The organism is Mesorhizobium sp. BH1-1-5 (assembly GCF_020165615.1).
GTDB lineage: Bacteria > Pseudomonadota > Alphaproteobacteria > Rhizobiales > Rhizobiaceae > Mesorhizobium.
This window is the reverse complement of sequence record NZ_JAIUIM010000004.1, coordinates 339,013-353,882: the sequence shown is the minus strand read 5'-3', so window position 1 is coordinate 353,882 and position 14,870 is coordinate 339,013. Positions and strand designations below refer to the sequence as shown.

The 14,870-nt window shown below is 65.6% G+C and carries 13 protein-coding genes; 6 read left to right on the top strand and 7 right to left on the bottom strand.

The features are described 5' to 3' along the window. From LB572_RS08000 to LB572_RS07975, 6 genes are all read right to left on the bottom strand, one after another. Positions 1-771, bottom strand: a 771-nt coding sequence (locus LB572_RS08000; protein WP_224667333.1) for a substrate-binding domain-containing protein, incomplete at its 3' end; no start/stop codon positions are given. Between the two features lie 201 nt (positions 772-972). Further along, the gene (locus tag LB572_RS07995) at positions 973-1,743 is read right to left on the bottom strand and encodes a GntR family transcriptional regulator (RefSeq protein ID WP_224667332.1); all 771 of its coding nucleotides are present in this window, start codon (positions 1,741-1,743) and stop codon (positions 973-975) included. A gap of 95 nt (positions 1,744-1,838) precedes the next feature. Then, positions 1,839-2,552, bottom strand: a complete 714-nt coding sequence (locus LB572_RS07990) for an E3 binding domain-containing protein (protein WP_224667331.1) — start codon at positions 2,550-2,552, stop codon at positions 1,839-1,841. After that, positions 2,549-3,559: a C-terminal binding protein gene (locus LB572_RS07985; protein ID WP_224667330.1), complete on the bottom strand. Its 1,011-nt coding sequence runs from the start codon at positions 3,557-3,559 to the stop codon at positions 2,549-2,551. The genes LB572_RS07990 and LB572_RS07985 overlap by 4 nt, the downstream gene beginning before the upstream one ends. Positions 3,560-3,589: 30 nt before the next feature. Next, positions 3,590-5,980, bottom strand: coding sequence for a thiamine pyrophosphate-dependent enzyme (locus LB572_RS07980; RefSeq protein WP_224667329.1), 2,391 nt, complete (start codon positions 5,978-5,980; stop codon positions 3,590-3,592). A gap of 212 nt (positions 5,981-6,192) precedes the next feature. Further along, positions 6,193-7,413 carry a mandelate racemase/muconate lactonizing enzyme family protein gene (locus LB572_RS07975; protein ID WP_224667328.1) on the bottom strand — a complete coding sequence of 407 codons (1,221 nt, stop codon included), beginning with the start codon at positions 7,411-7,413 and terminating at the stop codon, positions 6,193-6,195. Between the two features lie 108 nt (positions 7,414-7,521). Between LB572_RS07975 and LB572_RS07970 the strand changes: the two genes are divergently transcribed. From LB572_RS07970 to LB572_RS07955, 4 genes are read left to right on the top strand one after another with little or no spacing between them, the layout of a single operon-like run. Next, positions 7,522-8,316, top strand: coding sequence for an SDR family NAD(P)-dependent oxidoreductase (locus tag LB572_RS07970; protein WP_140806952.1), 795 nt, complete (start codon positions 7,522-7,524; stop codon positions 8,314-8,316). A gap of 7 nt (positions 8,317-8,323) precedes the next feature. Then, entirely contained in the window at positions 8,324-9,172 is an 849-nt protein-coding gene (locus tag LB572_RS07965) for a transketolase (RefSeq protein ID WP_224667327.1), read from the top strand. Then, a complete protein-coding gene (locus LB572_RS07960; RefSeq protein ID WP_224667326.1) occupies positions 9,169-10,164 on the top strand; it encodes a transketolase family protein in 996 nt (331 codons plus the stop codon). The genes LB572_RS07965 and LB572_RS07960 overlap by 4 nt, the downstream gene beginning before the upstream one ends. After that, complete coding sequence (locus tag LB572_RS07955; RefSeq protein ID WP_224667325.1) at positions 10,161-11,342, top strand: mandelate racemase/muconate lactonizing enzyme family protein; 1,182 nt, start codon at positions 10,161-10,163, stop codon at positions 11,340-11,342. Before LB572_RS07960 ends, LB572_RS07955 begins: the two co-directional genes overlap by 4 nt. Before the next feature lie 108 nt (positions 11,343-11,450). Here the strand turns inward: LB572_RS07955 and LB572_RS07950 are convergent, their stop codons facing one another. Continuing rightward, the gene (locus LB572_RS07950) at positions 11,451-12,491 is read right to left on the bottom strand and encodes a substrate-binding domain-containing protein (RefSeq protein ID WP_224667324.1); all 1,041 of its coding nucleotides are present in this window, start codon (positions 12,489-12,491) and stop codon (positions 11,451-11,453) included. Between the two features lie 247 nt (positions 12,492-12,738). On the opposite strand from LB572_RS07950, the gene LB572_RS07945 reads away from it, so the two are divergent. Next, a complete protein-coding gene (locus tag LB572_RS07945; RefSeq protein WP_224667323.1) occupies positions 12,739-13,749 on the top strand; it encodes an ABC transporter permease in 1,011 nt (336 codons plus the stop codon). Positions 13,750-13,867: 118 nt separating this feature from the next. Next, positions 13,868-14,842: a sugar ABC transporter substrate-binding protein gene (locus LB572_RS07940; protein ID WP_224667322.1), complete on the top strand. Its 975-nt coding sequence runs from the start codon at positions 13,868-13,870 to the stop codon at positions 14,840-14,842. The last annotated feature ends 28 nt before the right edge of the window (positions 14,843-14,870 follow it).

The following is a 14,870-nucleotide window of genomic DNA, read 5'->3' as shown; positions in this document are numbered from 1 at the left end:
GGCGCTGGTGACGCGGGTGCCGTTGACGGCGGCGGCGACGACCGGCACCATCGGCCGGTCGGCATTCTGCAGCGCCTTGATGGCGCCGGTGCCGTAGCCCTGCGAGAAGATGCCGTCGACCTCCGGATGCGCGGCTAGCAGGCTCGCCACGCCTTCCTGTTCAGGCCCTGCGGCGTAGTTGCCGTTGAAATAGCCGACGATCTCGATGCCGGGATATTTCTTGAGCACGGCGCCGAAATTCTTTTCGAACTGCTCGGATATCGGCGCCCCGGCGAGACCCCGATCCATGAAGACCTTGCCCTTGCCGCCGAGCATGGAGGCCATCCATTCGGCCTGGTTGTTGGCCATGATGTCGAAGTCGGAATGCAGCTTGTAGGCACATTCGGCCGACACGGTCTGGTCGAAGCTGACGACGATGATGCCGGCGTCGCAGGCTTTCTTGATCGTGGGATTGAGAGCCTCGGCCGATGATGCGTCGATCAGGATGGCGTCGGGCTTTTGCCGGATGATGTTGTTCAGGGAATTGATCTGCGCCTGGACCGTGTTCTCGGCATTTTCGACCTTGAGGTCGACGCGGCCTTTCAGCGGCCCCTTGTTGACCGCGACATTGGCGACGCGCTCCATTTGCTGGCGCCAGTCATTGCCGACGAAATTGTTGGAAAGGTAGATGGCGTAGGTCTTCTTGGCTTCGGCATGGCCGGATGTCGCTCCGACGCACACTGCGAATCCGGCAAGCGCCACCAAGCCGGCGCACAGGCTCCTTGATTGCATTGTCTCCTCCTATGTTCCTCCCCGGCCGGCGATGGACTGCGCCATCTTGATCAGAACACCGGGCCTCACGACGGCCGTGAGCACGGGCGGAATTCGCGCGCTCCTCGCCCGCCGCCGGCACTTCAGCCTAGCTATCATGCTATTATAATTTTATAGGCCTGTCCATGCGCCCATCAGCAGAAATCGCACTTTCGAGCTGCCTCAGGACAGGTCGTTCGGCGCGTCGTAGGTGATGCTGAAAATATCGGCGGGATGGCGTGCGACGGAGAACTCGATGCTGCGCTGGTCGGCTGACTGATAGAGCATCTCCACCGTCAGCACCGCGCTGCCCAGCGAGATGCCGAGATCGGTGGCGACCGCCTCATCGGCGATTTCGGCGCGCACGGTGACATGCGCCACATCGAGACGCAGGCCGAGATGCTTCTGCACCGAGCGGAAGATCAACACGTCGGAAAAGTCTTCGCGCTTCAGCCTGGCGCCGATGTCTGGGGGAAAGTAGGTGGTGATCTGCGCCTTCCTCTGCTCGCCGATCGACAGCACGCTGCGCAGGCAATAGCCCGCCTCCTCCTTGCCCATGCCGAAATGGCGCTGCAGCACGGGGGAGACTTCCTTGCGATAGGATTTCACCATGAGCTGCGCGTCCTTGGTGAAGGCCGCCATGTCGGCGAAATTCTTGAACTTCCAGCTCAGATTGACCGACGGGCTGCGCGCCGCGACCACCGCCGGCTTCGCCGAGCGCTTCTTGATCAGTCCGTCGGCCTCGAGATCGCGCAGCGCCTGGCGCACGGTGATCAGGCTGACCCCGAAATGCTCGGCGATCGCCGCCTCCTTCGGCAACTCCCCGCCGACAGGAAAGGTGCCGTCACCGATCGGCACCCGCAATATGTCGGCGAGCTGGCGATAGAGCGGCCCGTTGGAACGTCCAAGCGTGCGTCTGGGAAGACTGTCGATGGTGGGAACGGTGTGGTCCATGAGCCTCGTCGCGTCTGTATCGAAGCTTTTATAATAGCTTCCGCCGCCCGAGGCTATCGCATGACGCGCAAAACTACGCAGGGTTACGACACCGCCTAGACGAAGAGCCGGAGCGGGCGCTCGACCGTCGATTTCAGCGCGGCGAGCCACGCGGCCGAGGCTGCCTCGTCGACACGCGCGGCATCCGCCGTCAGCAGGCATTCGACGTTGTCTCCGGCGGAGCTGACCGAGACTGTCAAGCGCATGGCCCGGCCCGGCAACAGCGGCATCATCATCGGCCGGATATCGCCTGGCGGCAGCAGCCGCACGGACAGGGTGGCGGGCTTTTGCGAATCGTCGCGTGTGTCCGCCTGGGCAGCAAGCCGCATCGCACGCAGCGATGTCAGTGGCATTCCCGACGTGGTCGCGAGAACGACCTGACGCTTGCCCAGTTCGAGCGCCACCGGCGCCTCGCCGATTTGTGCCGCGTCCGAAATCTCGCCGAACGCGCTACCTGCGGCGCGCAGCAGGATATCATCAATGTCGAATACCTTCCCCGAGCTCTCCAGCGAGGCCAACAATTCATGCAAGGCACCCAACGCGATGGATGTCGCGAAGGCGGCGATGCTGGACGCGGCAATCGACGGCGCCGTGGCCGCGGCAAGAAGCTCTGACGGCGCCCCGGCCGCGACAAAGTCAAGCACGTCTGCGGCCAGGATGCGGCCACCCGGACCGGTGCCAAGGAGTGCCTCGAGCGGGAAGCCGCGCTCGCGGGCAAGCCGGCGCGCATAGGGCGAGACAGCCAGCCGCGATGCCACCGCAACGTTCATTTCAGATACTCGGAATTGACGCAGTTGGTCAGCCGACCCTCGGTGAGATAGGCATGCACGACTTCGATCGATTTCAGCCTGAGATCGCGCATCGCCGCCGGGCTGTAGAAGGCCGCATGCGGCGTCACGATCAGCCGGTTGGCGACCCATGGCTCGCGGCGCCGCCACGCCGCCAAAAGCGGATGGTCGAGATCGCCGGGTTCGTTCGGCAGGACGTCCAGCCCCGCGCCGGCGACCGTGCCGTTGCGCAACGCCGCTTCCAGCGCATCCAGATCGACGATCGGGCCGCGAGCCGTGTTGACGAGGACGAGGCCGGGCTTGGCGGCGGCGAAGGCATCCTTGCCGAGCAGCTTGCGCGTTTCTTCACTCAACGGCGTGTGGACGCTCACCACATCGGCCCGCCCCATAAGCTCGGCCAGCGAATGCACTCGCTCGTAGCCGGTCGACAGGTCGACCCCGGACAGAAGATGCGGATCGTAGAACACCACCCTCATGTCGAAGGCGGCGGCGCGGCGGGCCACGGCAAGCCCGATGCGGCCAAGCCCCACGATGCCGAAGGTCGCGCCCTTGTGGCGGCGCACCAGCGGCGCCTTCGAGAAATGCCAGCCCTCGGCGCCATTGGCCGCAAGCTCGGCCGCATAGGCGGACGTGCCGCGCGTCAGCGCCAACATCAGGCCGATGGCATGGTCGGCAACTTCGGTGGTGCCATAGTCTGGCACGTTGCAGGCGGGAATCTTGCGCCCACCCCAGCCGGCCGTATCGATGTTGTCGAAGCCGACGCCGGAGCGCACGGCGATCCTGGCCTTGGGAAAGGCGGTCGGCGCGGCGGCCACATTATGGGTCGGCGAATAATTGATGACCGCATCGACCGCCTGGCAAACCGCCGGATCGAGCACGGCCGCCTTGTCGTTGGTCGAACGGGCGAGGATGAGCTCGATATCCGGATAGTGCTCGCGTTCGAGCTCGGCCTCGTCGGCGGCCTGCCAATTGGCGCACAGGATCTTCATGCTTGCCCTTCGGATCATGGATACAGGTGATTATTTCTTGATGCCGCCGATGCGCCCGCCCATCGGCACCACGGCGCCGACCGGCTGATCGATGGCGCTGAGCATTCCGCTGACCGGCGCCTCGATCTCGACCACGGCCTTGTCGGTCTCGATCTCTGCGATCAGCTCGCCTTCCTTCACAGTGTCGCCCACCGCTTTCAGCCATTTGACGACCGTGCCTTCGCTGACGGTGAGATCGCCGAACGGCATCGTCACCGGCTCATCGTCGCCGGCGGCGGGAGTGAGAGCGGCTGGCGCAGCGGGCTGCGGCTTGGCTGGAGCAGGCTTTACCGGCGCGGCACTTTTCAGGCCGACCGTGTACCAGTGATCCGGCACCGGCGGCTTGCCGGCGATGACGTCGCGAACGCCCTCGGCGATGCGTGTCGTGTCGACCAGCATCGCGCGTTCAAGCACCGGCGCGAAGGGATGCGAGGTCGGTGCGCTGTGCAGCCTTCCCGGCGGGGCGTCGAGCTCGTCGAAGGCGAGCTCGTTGATCGCCTGGGCGATCTCGCCGCCAAGGCCGCACATGGCCCACGCCTCGTCGACGATGAGCAGGCGATGCGTCTTCCTGACGCTGGCGACAATCGTATCGATATCGAGCGGCATGACGGTGCGCGGGTCGACCACCTCGGCCTCGATGCCTTCGGCCGCCAAGGCCTCCGCGGCCTCCAAGGCGCGCTGCACCATCTGCCCTGCCGCGACGATGGTGATGTCCTGGCCAACCCGCGCGATCCGCGCGACGCCGAACGGCACATAATGCTCGCCGACCGGCACCTCGCCCTTTGAGGCAAACAGCGCCTTCGGCTCGAGCATGATGACCGGGTCGCCGGCTCTCAGCGCCGTCTTCATCAGGCCCTTGGCATCGGCCGGGTTCGACGGCACGCAGACGATCAAGCCAGGCATATGGGCGAAGACCGGGTGGTAGATACCGCTGTGATGCGGGCCGGAACTGCGCAGCGCGCCGGCGCCGACACGCACCACCATCGGCGCGCTCATGACACCGCTGGTCATGTAGCGCAGCTTCGCCGCCTGCAGGAAAATCTGCCCGGCGGTCTCGAAGGCGAAGTCGGCGAACATCAAATCGGAAACGGTGCGCGCGCCGGTGGCCGAAGCGCCGACGGCGGCGGCGGTGAACCCCTGTTCGGAGATCGGCGTGTCGACCATGCGATCGGCGCCGAACTCCTGCCACAGGTTCTTGGTGTGGGCGAAGCTGCCGCCGCGCTCGCCGGTGCCCTCGCCGAAATACAGGATCGCCGGGTTGGCGCGCATCTCCTCGGCAATGCCGTCGCGCACCGCCTCGAGCCAGCCTTGCGTTCGCGTCTCGCCGACGGCGCGCGGCTGCAGGGCAGCCGGCGGATTGATCGGATCGGCAAAGACATGCAGGCGCACCGTCGCCGGATCGGGCTCGGGCGAATTGCGGGCGAAGGTGAGCGCCTCCTCCACCACCTTCTCGATCCGCGCCTCGATGGCGGCGAGCGCCTCGGTGTCGGCAACGCCATACTCCTCGATCAGCCGCTTGCGGAACATGTCGATAGGATCGCGCTTGATCCAGGCGTCGAGCTCCTCCTGCGTCCTATACGTGCCGATGACCGGGTCGCCCTCATGGTGGCCGACGGTGCGATAGGTCTTGGCCTCGATCAGCGTCGGGCCCTTGCCTGCCCGGGCGCGTTCCGTGGCTTCCTTCATGGCCAGCCAGACGGCAAAGACATCGTTGCCGTCGACGGCGACGCCGGGCATGCCGTAGGACGCGGCCTTGGTGGCGATCTCGGGATTGAGCGTGATCGATTTGAGCGGGGTCGCGGTGGCGTAGAGATTGTTCTCGCAGATGAAGACCGCCGGCGCGCGCTGCACCGCGGCGAAGTTGAGCGCCTCGTGGAAGCCGCCGTGATTGGCTGCGCCGTCGCCGAAGAAAGCGACGCCGATATCGTCGCGGCCCTGCTGGCGCGCGCTCATGCCGATGCCGACGGCATGGCCGATGCCGGCAGCGACGATGCCGTTGGTGCCGAACAGGCCGACCGAGCGGTCGTAGAGATGCATGGTGCCGCCACGGCCGCCGCAAATGCCGTCGGCCTTGCCGAACAGCTCGGCCATCACGCGCCCGGGGTTGGCGCCCTTGGCAAGCGCATGGCCGTGGCCGCGATGGGTCGATGTCACCCAGTCCGTCGGCCGCAAATGCGCGCAGACCCCGACGCCGGTCGCTTCCTCGCCGATGTAGAGATGCAGAAAACCAGGTGTCTCGCCCTTGCGGCAAGCGATCTGGGCAACGCTCTCGAAGCGGCGCAGCAACACCATGCGTTCGAACAGGTCGAGCAGGATTTTTCGGTCGGGCAGATTTGGCGCACCCTTGAAATCCTCGCGTGCGCGCGCCGCAGAAATTGCCACCAAAGCCTCCCATGAATCCGTCTGGCGCCGGGCAGACACGCGCCGGCGGCGAGCTTGTGGCTGCTCGCTTCGGGTTCATCATAGATTATAATAGCATAATGTCTACAGGCTCCAGGCAGAGCCTGCGAGGCGCAAGCGGGGTCACCGTTTCACCGAGCCGGCGAAACGCCCTATCGCTTTGTTTTGGCGCGGCTCCTGGCGGAAAACGCGCTCTAGTCCTTGGTGATGCGCACCGTGGCGTCAGGCCGCTGGAACAGCTCCGGCCGAAGGCTGAGGCCTAGCCCCGGCCCCTCGAGCGGCGCGACATGGCCGTCACTCATCGGCGGAATGTCGGCGACGATCTCGGTGTACCATCCAGTGAAATAGGCGCGCACGGCTTCCTGGTAATTGACGTTCGGCAAGGTGGCCGAGAGCGCGCAACTGGCGGCATAGACGATCGGTCCCGTGCAGTCGTGCAGCGTCACCGGCAGTTCGCTGGCCTCGGCCATGTTGGCGATCTTGCGCGCTTCGGAAAGGCCGCCACACCAGGCAAGGTCGATCATGATCACGCTGGCCGCGCGCTTGTCGATCAATTGCTTGAACATCTGCCGCGTGGCCAACCGCTCGCTGGCCGCAATCGGGATCGACGTGTGGCGCGCGAGCTCGGCCATGGCGTCGAGCTCGTTATAACGGATCGGCTCCTCCAGCCAGGCGACGTCGTAGGCTTTCAGCGCCTCGGCGATGCGCAGCGCCGGCGGCAGGCTCCAGAGCCCATGCAGCTCGACCATGATCTCCATGTCGCGGCCGCCGGCTTCGCGGATCTTCTGGAACGGCTCCAGCGCCTTGTCGAGGTCGGCAAGCGAGATGCGGGTGCCGTTCGATGCCTCGGCTGCGATATCGAACGGCCATATCTTCATGGCGCCGATGCCTTCGGATTTCAGGCTCCTGGCGAGGTCGCCCGCATTGTATCGCCATGCGAGCAGGTCCTCATACGGCCCTTCGTTGGAGTCGCCCGATTTGAGCGACCAGTCCTCGCCGCGCTCGAACAGCGCGTTCTTCTTGCTGGCGCGCACATGCTTGTAACCGGCGCAGGTGTTGTAGATCGGCACGCTTCTATGCGTGCGGCCGCCGAGCAGCCGCCAGACCGGCTCGCCAAGCGCCTGCCCATAGATATCCCACAGCGCGATGTTGACCGCGGAATTGCCCCGCACCTCGGCGCCGGAATCGCGTGCGCCGACATAGACGCTGCCCAGCGTGCGGTCGTGCAGCTCGATATCGCGCGGATCCTTGCCGATGAGGTAGGCCGCGACATTGTCGTGGATATAGGAGGCGACCGGCCCCGGCGCCCAGAAGGTTTCGCCGGTGCCGATGAGGCCGGCGTCGGTGTGGACGCGAAGCCAGAACAGGAATGGGAATTCCGCCAGCTGCAGCGTTTCAAGCGCGACGATCTTCAATTCTTCCTCCCGGCTCAAGCGACCCGCGAACAGTAGCACAAGCCCGTTGACAGCCATCTATGGATACCGGTATCCATCGCGTCAAGATGACCTTGGGAGGAGGTTGGCTTGCCTGCTGAGATTCCAGACACCACGCCTCGGAGGGCGCTTGTCACCGGCGCCGCCGGAGGGCTTGGCCGCGAGGTGGCGCTGCAATTGGCCAGGCGCGGCTGTGCCGTCGCCGTCACCGACATCAACGGCGAAGGCCTGACCGAGACGGCCCGGCAAATCGGCCAGACCGGCGCGGAAGCCGAGATCATCGTCAGTGACTTCACGCTCGAAGGCGCGCCGGAGGCGGCGGTCGAAAAAGTGGTCGCGCGTTGGCGCGGCATCGACATCCTCGTCAACAATGCCGGCTATGGCGTGATCGAGCCCTTTCTCGACGCCACCTTCAAGGCCTGGACGCGCACGCTGGCCCTAAACGTCACGGCTCTTGCCATGGCTTGCAAGGCGGCCGGCCGGGTGATGCGCGAGCAGCGTTCGGGGCGCATCGTCAACATCACCTCGCCGGGCTCGCGCATGGCGCTGCCCGACTACACCGCCTACACCGCGAGCAAGGCCGGCGTCGATTCCATCACCCGCGCCGCGGCGGTAGCACTGGCGCCCTACGGGGTGCTGGTCAACAGCCTGGCGCCGGGCATGATGGACACCGAGATGCAGCGTTCGACCGAAGTCGATCTTGCCCGCGCCAATGGCCGCAACGATCTGCAGGCTTTCCTCGACGAACGCACGCGCCGCATTCCGCTCGGCCGGCGCGCCGAGATTTCCGAGGTGGCCGAGGCCGTCGTCTGGCTCTGCCTCGACGCGCCTCAATACATGACTGCCGAGCGGCTCAACATGTCGGGCGGGCTGGACAAGGACTAGGCATCGGATGCTGCGAAACTCCCCTCCCGGCAGCGCCGATGTCGCCGCGCTCGAACGCAAGGCGACGCTGCTGCGCCGCCACATGCTGACCATGGCGCGCGGCCAGGGCCAGGGCTATATCGGCCAGGGCCTCGGCATCGCCGATGCGCTGGCGGCGCTGTATTTCCACGAACTGCGCTACGACCCGCACAATCCGGCATGGCCGGATCGCGACCGTTTCCTGTTGTCGACCGGGCATTACTCGATCGCGCTTTGGGCCACCCTGGCCGAGGCGGGCATCATCCCGGTCGAGGAACTTGTCACCTATGGCGCAGACAACAGCCGGCTGGAAATGTCGACGCTCGACACCACGCCCGGCGTCGAGGTCATCGGCGGCTCGCTCGGCCATGGCCTCGGTCAAGGCATCGGCCAGGCGCTCGGACTTCGCCTCGATCGCTCGGACGCGCGCGTCTTCGTCGAGCTTTCCGACGGCGAGATGCAGGAGGGCTCCACCTGGGAAGCGGCAATGTCGGCCAGCCATTTCGAGCTGGATGGGCTGGTGGCGCTGATCGACTGCAACGGCATCCAGGCCGATGGACCCGTGGTGCTGTGCATGGAGCCGGTGGCCGACAAATGGCGTGCCTTCGGTTGGGAAACGGCGGAGATCGACGGCAACGACATGAAGGCCGTCGTCGACGCGCTGGCCGGCGCACGTCAACGCAACCGCAAGCCGAAGGCGATCGTACTGCGCACCCTGCCCGGTAAAGGCGTGCCGCGCATCGAGACCAGCGAGAAATCGCACTTCTTCCGCATCGACGTGGCGCAATGGGACGGCATCATCGCCGAGTTCGACAAAAGCATGGGAACCCGACAATGAGCGGCGGCGGCATTAAAGCCGGGCGGACGCTGGCCATGGGCCAGGACGAAGCCGTCGGCGGCGGCCGGCAAAGCGTGGAGGCACCGTTCGGCCGGGCCCTTGCCAGGCTTGGGCAGAGCCGCCACGACATCGTCGGGCTGACCGCCGATCTCGGCAAATACACCGACATCCTGCCGTTCCGGGACGCCTTTCCCGACCGCTTCTTCAACGTCGGCATGGCCGAGCAGAATCTGGTCGCCGTCGCCGCCGGACTTGCCCGCACCGGCAAGGTGCCCTTCGCCACCACCTATGGCGTGTTCGCGACACGGCGTGCCTACGACTTCGTCGCCATCGCGCTGGCCCACTCCAATCTCAACGTCAAGATCGTCGCCGGCCTGCCGGGATTGACGACAGGCTATGGCGGCACGCACCAGGCGATCGAGGATCTGGCGCTGATGCGCATGATCCCCGGCCTGACCGTCATCGACCCTTGCGACGCGACCGAGATCGAGGCGGCGACCGAGGCAATCGCCGAGCATCAGGGTCCGGTCTACATGCGGCTGCTGCGTGGCAGCGTTCCCGTCGTGCTCGAGCCTGGCTACAAGTTCGAGATCGGCAAGGCGCGGCGGCTTCGCGAAGGCTCCGACGTCGGCGTCGTCGCGACCGGCTTCATGACCGAGCGGGCGCTGGATGCGGCGGAAGCCCTGCAGCAACGGGGTATCTCCGTCGGGGTGCTGCACGTGCCGACGATCAAGCCGTTCGACGCTGCGGCCGTGACCGAATTTGCCGCCTCCGTGGACCATATCGTTACCGCTGAAAACCATGTCATGGTCGGCGGGCTGGCGAGCCTTGTCGTCGAAAGCTTGTTCGAGGCCGGCATCGCGAAAAAAGTCACGCGCATCGGCCTGCCCGACCGCTATATCGAATGCGGCGCGGTGCCGACCCTGCAGGCGAAATACGGCCTCACCACCGAAGCCGTCGTCGCAACGATTACCGGGTTAGAACTCGCATGAAGATCACCGAGATCGAGACCTTTGCCGTTGGCGCCGGCTGGAAGAACTGGCTGTTCGTAAAGGTCCATACCGACAAGGGCATCCACGGCGTCGGCGAAGGCACGCTGAACGGGTTCATCAAGACCACCGAGGCGGGCGTGCATGAGCTCAAGCATCTCGCCATCGGCCAGGATCCGCGCCGCATCAGCGCGCTGGCCAAGCGCATGCTGGACAGTGTTTCGCTCGACGGCGGCCACATCCACCGCACGGTGATCGCGGCGGTCGAGGTCGCCTGCTGGGATATTCTGGGCAAGAGCCTGGGCGCGCCGATCCACCAGCTTCTCGGCGGGCAGGTGCGCGACACGGTGCTTGGCTATGCCAATGGCTGGTATCGCACCGAGCGCACGCCGGAAGCCTTTCTCGAATCCGCAAAGACCGTCCTGGCGAAAGGCTTCAAGGCGTTCAAGCTCGACCCGTTCGGCACCGCGCAAGGTTTCATTTCGCGCGAGGAGCTGGACCTTTCCTATGCGATCTGCCGCGAACTGCGTGACGAGCTGCCATGCGACACGCTGATCCTGATCGACGTGCATGCGCGCTTCGCCGAGATCGCCGCACTTCAGGCAGCGCAGAAATTCGCCGATCTCGACATCTACTGGTGGGAGGAACCGACCTCGCGTGACCGCCAGGAGACCGTGCATGAGGTGGCGCACCGCTCGCCAATTCCCGTAGCGACCGGCGAGATGTACGACACGGTCGGCCAGTTCTACGCGCTTGCCGCCGGCGGCGGCGTCAACATCTTCCAGCCCGAGCCGATGTCGCTTGGCGGCATCGCGCCATCGATGCAGGTCGCCAATCTGGCTCTAGCGCATGGCAGCCACATCGCGCCGCATCAGAGCGGCGGACCGGTGGCGACGGCGGTATGCCTGCAACTGGCGGCGGCGGTGCCGAATTTCCTGATCCAGGAGCATTTCGACGCCTTCAACGATCCCTGGACCCGCGATCTGGTGACCTGGCATCCGACCGTCAACCCGGACAATGGCCACCTGTCGCTGCCGCAAGCGCCGGGCCTCGGCATCGATCTCAACCTCGATGCGATCAAGGACCATCCTTACGATCCCAACGCCTATCTCAACGTTCATGCCGAAGGCTGGGAGAAGCGCCTTGGGCGGCGGGAAGAAGCGGGAAAACCTGGCCTCTAAGCCGGCAAGGCGTTCCGCGAGTTCGTCATCCTAGGGCGAAGCAGCCGCGAAGCGACGCGGCGCAGACCTAGGATGACGACGCCGAGAGGCCTCGGCCAACAAGGAAAATCAGGCGCTTTCGCGGTCGATGATCTCGAAGCCGAGGCTGGTGACGGCCGGCACCTCGTCGTCGCCGCCCAGCCTCGCCAGCAATTGCCGCACGGCGCGCCGGCCCATGTCGTAGCGATCGACCTTCACCGTGGTCAGCCGCGGATAGAGCTGCGCGGCGAGGTCCATGTCGCCGTAACCGGCGATGGCGATCCTGCCGGGCACCGCCCAGCCCCGCCGGTGGCATTCCTGCACCGCGCCGACGGCCAGCGTGTCGCTGGAAAAGAAGATGGCGTCGATGTCCTTGTGCCGCGACGTGAGCGTGACCAGCGCCTCGGCGCCGCCTCGCGCGGTGATCGGCACCTCGACCTCCATGCCGTCATGGTTCTTGATGCCGAGCTCGGTCAGCGCCGCGTGGTAACCGGTGCGGCGCTGCTGCAGGCGGTCATTGCCGTGGATCGGTGTCGAGACGAAGCCGATCCGCCTGTAGCCTTTGGCGGCCAAGTGCATGGTCATGGCGTAGGCGGTCTCGAAATTGGAGACGCCGACAACCATGTCGATCGGATCGCGGCCCTTGACCTCGGAGATCTCGACCACCGGCGCGCCGCTGCCCTTCAACAAGGCGCGCGCCGTCTCGCTTTGCACGAAGCTCTGAAGGATCATGCCGGCCGGGCGCCAGCCGAGCAGCGTGCGTATCGCTTTCTCCTCGGCTTCCTGCGTGAACTCGCCTTGCACCAGGAGCATCGAATAGCCGCCCTCATGGCATTCATCGGACATGCCTTGCACCTGCTCGGCGATGCCCGAATTGATCAGTGGCGGCACGACCGTCCCGATCATCCGGCCGTTGCCGCGCATGCTGGAAGCGAGCTGGTTGGGCACGAAGCCGATCTGCGCTATCGCCTCCAGCACCCTGGCGCGCGTCTCCGCCGAGACCCTGCCGGGATTGGACAGGGAACGCGACACCGTTATGGGCGCGACTCCGATGCGTCTCGCGATCTCGCGAACCCCGAGGCGCTGCGACGAAGTGTTTCCGTCGGTATCGTCCCCCGACCCATCGGCCATCGCCAAGCTCCACAATGCACGATGCGCGAAGGGAAACCCAGCTCCGGATCGCACGACCAGCCTCATTCATAGCGGCTGCGGCGGGCGCTTTCCAGCGACCTGCATGGCATCGCTCAGCCTCTGAAATTTCGTCGTTGACAAGTTATAATATTATAATCTTAATGGCGCAGAGGAGCACGCCGCGATCGGCGTGGGCGCGACGTGCCGGTTGCGGGAGCCGATGGCGTGCGCCGTCAGGGAGGTCACGATGGAAAGCGCGGCTGACGTGGGCTCGCTGCCCCGGGATGGGCAATCGTTCCGGCGGCGGCTGATCGGCTTCATCGCCATCGGCGAAGTCGGCGTGCTGGCGGCGATGGCTCTGCTGATCGTCTTCTTCTGGCTGCTCGAGCCGGCTTTCCTGTCGGAGCGCAACATCCGGGCCATTCTCAACGTCGTGTCGTTCGTCGGCATCATCGCCATCGGCCAGACCGTCCTTCTAGTGGCCGGCGAATTCGACCTCTCCGTCGGTTCGGTGGCCGGGCTGTCGGCGGTGGTCGCCGCCAAGCTGATGACGGCGGCCGCGTTGCCGGTGACCGTCGCCATTCTAGGCGGGATCGGCGTCGGCGCGCTGATCGGCCTCGTCAACGGCCTGATCGTCGTCAGGCTCGGCATCCCCGCCTTCATCCAGACGCTCGGCATGCTGTTCATCGGCCAGGGCCTGATCCAGGTGGTGACCGGCGGCTATCCGGTCTATCCGCTGCCGGAGGCGATCAATACGATCGGCGGCGCCGACCTCGCCTTCGGCCTCGGCTGGAGCTTTGCCTTCTTCATCGTCGCGGCGATCGTCGCCGATTTCGTCCTGCGGCGCACCGTGCTCGGACGCAACATCTACGCCACCGGCGGCAACCGGGAAGTGGCGCGCCTCGTCGGCATCAACACCAGCGCCTACAAGATCGGCGCCTTCATCGTTGTCGGCGCGCTGGCCGCGATCGCCGGCATGTTCGTCATGGCCGATCTCGGCAGCGGCGGCACCTCGATCGGCAGCGGCTGGGAACTGACGGTGATCGCCGGGGTCGTGGTCGGCGGCGTCAGCCTGTTCGGCGGCGCCGGCACGGTCGCCGGCGGCGTCGTCGGCATTCTGATGCTGAAGGTGGTGCAGAGTGGCCTCGTCGTCATCGGCGTCAATTCCAACTGGCAGCAGATCGCGGTGGGCGTGATCATGGTCATGGCCGTCGGGCTCGACATCTTGCGCCGCCGCTACTTCATCGCCGGCGCATAGCGGGCCGCCAGGGAGCAAGGAACCGCGCACCGACGACACATCGTCAAAAACGGCGGACGATGGCGGAGGCGGCAGATTTTACGCCGGCAGAACGCCGGTGAAGCAAGGGAGGTAGGATATGAAAATCGATCTGAGAAAGGGACTGATCCGCACTGCCTTCGCGGCCGTGGCGGTTGCCGCGTCCGTGGGTTCGGCGAGCCTCGCCCAGGCCGCCGACATTCACCTGCTCTGGGTACAAGCGATGAAGGATCATCCCGTGCACCGGCTCATGCAGGCGGGTTTCCTCAACAAGTGCAAGGAGCTCGGCTACACCTGCGAAGTGGTCGGCGACCCGAGCGCGACGAATTGGGACATTCCGGCAACGCTGCCGCTTGCCGAAGCCGCCCTGGCGCGCACCAAATACGATGCGATCGGCGTCTATGGTCCTGATCCGGCGATCTACTCCTACATCTCCAAGCTCGCCAAGGAGGGATTCCCGATCGTGACCTGGCATGTGCTGCCACCGGAGGGAACGGTGCAGGGGCTGAAGGCCGCGACCGGCGAGGACATTGCCGGCGCCGGCCAGAACGCGGCCGTCGCCATCGGCGAAAAGCTTGGCGGCAAGGGCACCGTGGCGCTGACGCAAGGCGCGTCCAACGATACCGAGAACGCCATGTCGGCCGCCTTCCGCAAGACCATCGCCGAGAAGTATCCCAACATCAAGGTGCTCGACACCCAGATGGAAGGTTTCGAGCCGTCGGCGGCCGAGGCCAAGGCGGTGGCGATCCTGCAAGGCAATCCGGACGTGACCGCGGCCTTCGGCACCACCGGCAACAGCATCCAGACCTGGTCGGGCGCGGCCCGCAAGGCCGGGCGCGACGTCGTCATCATCGGCATGGACTATATCAGGCAGAATCTCGACCTGGTGAAATCGGGCGCCGCCTACGGCATCGTCGCGCAGCCGCTCTATGAAGAGAGCGCCAAGGTAGCCGAGCTGCTTGGCGATCTCGCCCAGGGCAAGACTGTCCCCTACAGCAACCCGCTGCCGGCCAAGGTCATCACCGCCGCCGATCTCGACCCCTATTACAAGATGCTGGACGGCGCCGGCCAGTAACGCCCATCGCCGGGTCCGCGGCTTGCCC